This window comes from Sphaerobacter sp., assembly GCF_019683595.1.
In the GTDB taxonomy this organism is placed as follows: Bacteria; Chloroflexota; Chloroflexia; order Thermomicrobiales; family Thermomicrobiaceae; genus Sphaerobacter.
This window is the reverse complement of record NZ_JADGHZ010000245.1, coordinates 1-4,218: the sequence shown is the minus strand read 5'-3', so window position 1 is coordinate 4,218 and position 4,218 is coordinate 1. Positions and strand designations below refer to the sequence as shown.

The window sequence follows — 4,218 nt, the reverse complement described above, 5'->3', positions numbered from 1 at the left end:
GGCGCGACGGATCCCACGTCGCGGCCTGTGCCCGGGGCTCAAGCCGCCGGGCACGCGCCGGTTCCGAGCATCCATTCGCCAGGATGTGGACCCTGCCGTGTCCCAGCCGGCTTATGAACTTTGACGAATTAATCCGGTAAACGCGACAGCCGTCCGCGCCCCCCGCGTTGTCATCCTGAGCGGAGCCGGGGGCGGCGGCCAGCCGCTCCCGGCGCAGCGAAGGATCTCTCCGCTGCGTGGCCGGTCCGACGCGAGATCCTTCGCTGCGCTCAGGATGCCAGCCGCGCGAGAGCGGGTGGCGGAGTGAAGGATGACAGCAACCGGGCGCCGGCAGCGGGGAGCTGGGGCTAACTCGCCAAACCCCATTTGCCCCGGTGGTGAAGACTCGGCAAGGGGATACTACTGGCCGACGCGCGCGGTCATCATCCGCACGCCGCGGGGGTTCGCGGCGAGCGGGCCGGACTCCTCGGTGACGACGATCCCGTCGTAGCTGGCCAGCGCGTCGGGCGGGGAGATGTAGAGGGTCGCGCGGCCGTCATTGCCGACCGGGAGGACGCCGACGTTGAAGTGCTGGTTGCCGCGCACCATCCAGACGACGTAGGCCTGTCCCGGTGACGGCTTGGGCAGCCCGTCCACCATCAGCAGGGCGGCGTTGCGGGTCGGGTCGAGGATCACACCCCCCTCAGCGCCGGGGGCGACGCCGGTGCTCTCCAGCGCGGTGACGAAGCCTCGGGGTGAGCCGACGAAGCGTGCGACGGCGCGCTGGCTCTCCTGGGCCGCCGTCAACTCCAGATCTTTCTGCTTGACCTGCTCGTGCATCCGCAGGCTGTTGATCCCCAGCACCGCGGCCACCAGCACCGCGGCGACAGCCGCCACCCAGCCGAGGCGCGCCAGCGGGCCGGACAGGCGCCGCCGGGTAGCGATTGGAACCGGTGCGGCATCGATCCGCGCCAGCAACTCGCGACGGGCACGCAAGGGCACCGACCGCGGCTCGGCCAGGTAGGGCAGCAGCGCGGTGACCTGGCGCTGCGCTTCGACCTCCGCACGACACTGCGGGCACTCGAGGAGGTGCAGTTCGACCGCCTCGATCTCATCCGGCTCCAGCGCACCGAGCACGTAGGCCGGGATCAGCTCCGCTATCGCGTCGTGATGGTCCTCGTGCTCACTCATACCCCGAACAGTCCTCAGCCCTACGGCTCCTCCTGTGGGCCCAGCACGTCCTTGAGCTTCCGCATCCCTAGACGCATGCGGGTCTTGATCGTGCCGAGCGGTTCGTTGAGCAGCGCTGCGATCTCGCGCTGGGTCAGGCCCTCGAAGTAGGCCAGCTCGATCACCCGCTGCTGCGCGGGGGGCAGCGTTGCCATTGCGGCGCGGATGCGCTCCCGCAGCTCCGACGCCTCGGCGGTCTCCTCCACATCCGCCGTCGTATCGACTTCGCTGCGCAGCACGTCGGCGATGTCCACCAGATCAGCGCGCTGGGGCCGGCGCTGACGCTTGCGGACCTCATCGATGGCGAGGTTGTGGGTGATGCTCAAGAGCCAGTTCGGGAAGCTCCCTCTGGCGTTCTCGAAGCGGCCCGCCTGCTGCCAGGAGCGCATGAACGCTTCCTGGAGCACCTCCTCAGCCAGCAGTCCATCCCCGACGATCCGTACCGCGAAGGAAAAGACGACTCGCGCGTACCGATCATAGAGCACTTCCAGCGCTTCGACCTGACCCTCGCGCATGCGCTGGACGAGCTCGTCGTCAGGGAGTTGCCGCAGGTCAGTGCCCATGCCGACCTGTGCAGCCGCCACGCCCCGGCCACCAGGCGTGGCATTTCAATATACGTCCGGATCGTCGCAACAGGATGCGTCTCCCGCTGAAATCCGGGCCCGTTCCACCCCTACCCCGTCGTACGCCTGTACCGCATAGTATAACCGACCCGTCGGAAAACCTCGCCTTGACACCCTTTCCCAGCGACTGGTAGGCTCAGACCGACAACGCGAGAGCGTGAATGGCGACGACCGGAGCGAGTACGCGCCGACACGCGGCCCAGAGAGTCGGCAGCCGGTGGAACGCCGACCCGGCGGCGGCGCGGAATGGTTCCGCGAGCCGCGCCCCGAACGCGCGGGATGCCGCAGCCAGTAGGCGGCGCCGGAAGCTCCACCGTTACCACGGAGCCGAGCCCCGGACGGCGCATGCCGGTCCAAAGGCTCACCGAGTGGGGCGCCCACCTGATCGGCGCCCAATGAGGGTGGCACCGCGGAGTTGACACACCAACCTCCGTCCCTTGCGGGCGGAGGTCTTTTGCATGTGAACTGGCTCTCGAGCCCGGCCGCGACGATCGGCTCAGGGCGAACCTATCGTACGGAAAGGCGCAGCGCACATGGTCCAACAGGCCACCACCGCCAGCCGTGAGACCGCGGACGCGCCGAAGCAGCGCCCGCGCGTCTTCTCCGGCATCCAGCCCACGGGCGGCATTCACATCGGTAACTACCTGGGGGCGATCCGCAACTGGGTCCGCCAGCAGGACGACTACGACAACGTCTTCTGCATTGTCGACCTGCACGCCATGACTCTCCCCTACGACCCGGCCGACCTCCGGGCACGCAACCTCGAACTGGCCAGCGTGCTCCTGGCTGCCGGGATCGACCCCGCGCGCTCGATCCTCTTCATCCAGTCCGACGTGCGCGAGCACACCGAACTGGCGTGGATGCTCGGTACCCTGGCAACCTACGGTGAGCTGCGCCGGATGACGCAGTTTAAGGAGAAGTCGAAGGGGAGCGAGCGCGTCGGCGCGGGCATCCTCTTCTACCCGGTGCTCCAGGCAGCCGACATCCTGCTCTACGACGCGGCACTGGTGCCGGTGGGTGAGGACCAGAAGCAGCACATCGAATTGACGCGCGACCTGGCCATCCGTTTCAACAACACCTTCGGCGAGACCTTCGTCGTGCCCGACGCCGACATTAAGGAAGCCGGGGCCCGCATCATGTCGCTCCAGGATCCGACCAAGAAGATGAGCAAGAGCGACCCGGACCCCAACAGCCGCGTCGAACTGCGCGACAGCCCGGACGTGATCCGGCGCAAGATCCGCCGCGCCGTGACCGACTCGGGCACCGAGATCCGCTACGATGAGGACGAGAAGCCGGCCATCTCCAACCTGCTCACCATCTACAGCCTCTTCTCGGACATTCCGATACCGGAGCTGGAGGAGCGTTACGCGGGCCAGGGCTATGGAGCCTTCAAGCAGGACCTCGCCGACGTCATCGTCGAGCGCCTGGCGCCGCTCCAGCAGCGGCTGGAGGAGTTGAGCGCCCAGCCGGCCGAGGTGGTGCGGATCCTGCACGAGGGTGCTGCACGGGCACGGGAGATCGCCGCGGCGAAGATGGAGCGCGTCCGCGACGTCACCGGGATTGGATTACCGCAGCTCTAACGGGCGCGGATAGGGTATGGTTGCATTGCATGGGGGATGCGACCGTGCCCGGCACGGTCGCGAGTGAGGGGGAGCGGGTTGGTCCGCCACGCCCGAGGCGCGGCGGCAGGAAAGGAAAGCGGGATGCCACTGGAGGCCGGTGCCAGAGCGCCCGAGTTCACGCTCAAGGACGCTGCTGAAGGGCAAGAGCACAGCCTGGCCGAGGCTCTCAAGACCGGTCCGGTCCTGATCAGCATCTACAAATCGTCCTGCCAGGCGAGCAAGACGATCTTTCCCTTCCTGGAGCGGATCTACCAGCGGTACCCGAAGGATCGTCTCACCGTCTGGGGGATCGCGCAGGACTCGCCGAACGTCACACGCTCGTTCGCGCGCCGCTACGGGGTGACCTTCCCGCTCCTGGTCGACCAGGACGACTACGCGACCTCGCGCGCGTACGACATCATGGCCACGCCGTCGGTGTTCCTCATCAACCAGGAGGGCGAGATCGTCTGGCAGGGGATGGGGTTCCAGAAGCCGGCGATCGACGACCTGAGCGCCGAGGTGGCCAAACTGCTCGGCGTTGAGCCGGTGGACGTCACCTCCGGCACCGACGACGTGCCCCCCTGGGTGCCCGGCTGACCATCCAAGCACCTGTCCTGAGTGTCAGGACACCCACCGACCAGGAGCGCCGGCCGCATCCCGGCGCTCCGAGCGTGAAAGCCTCATGCCTCGGTGCCATTCGGACCGGCTCGGAGCCACTTCGTATGAGTGCAGGAGTCCATCACCGCCCCTCTCCCCTGGTGGGCTCCATCCGAGAGGGGCCGGGG

4 protein-coding genes are annotated in these 4,218 nt (G+C 67.8%); 2 read left to right on the top strand and 2 right to left on the bottom strand.

Features of this window, described 5'->3' with window-relative positions; translation table 11 throughout:
* Positions 1 to 399: 399 nt before the first annotated feature.
* Together IRZ30_RS16040 and IRZ30_RS16035 are read right to left on the bottom strand one after the other, a co-directional pair.
* Entirely contained in the window at positions 400 to 1,170 is a 771-nt protein-coding gene (locus IRZ30_RS16040) for an anti-sigma factor (protein WP_294086592.1), read from the bottom strand.
* A 20-nt stretch (positions 1,171 to 1,190) separates the two neighbouring features.
* Positions 1,191 to 1,793, bottom strand: coding sequence for a sigma-70 family RNA polymerase sigma factor (locus IRZ30_RS16035; protein WP_294086589.1), 603 nt, complete (start codon positions 1,791 to 1,793; stop codon positions 1,191 to 1,193).
* A 572-nt stretch (positions 1,794 to 2,365) separates the two neighbouring features.
* Between IRZ30_RS16035 and trpS the strand changes: the two genes are divergently transcribed.
* On the top strand, positions 2,366 to 3,412 hold the full coding sequence (gene trpS / locus IRZ30_RS16030; RefSeq protein WP_294086587.1) for a tryptophan--tRNA ligase: 1,047 nt from the start codon (positions 2,366 to 2,368) through the stop codon (positions 3,410 to 3,412).
* 123 nt (positions 3,413 to 3,535) lie between these two features.
* Positions 3,536 to 4,030, top strand: coding sequence for a peroxiredoxin (locus tag IRZ30_RS16025; RefSeq protein WP_294086586.1), 495 nt, complete (start codon positions 3,536 to 3,538; stop codon positions 4,028 to 4,030).
* Positions 4,031 to 4,218 lie beyond the last annotated feature (188 nt).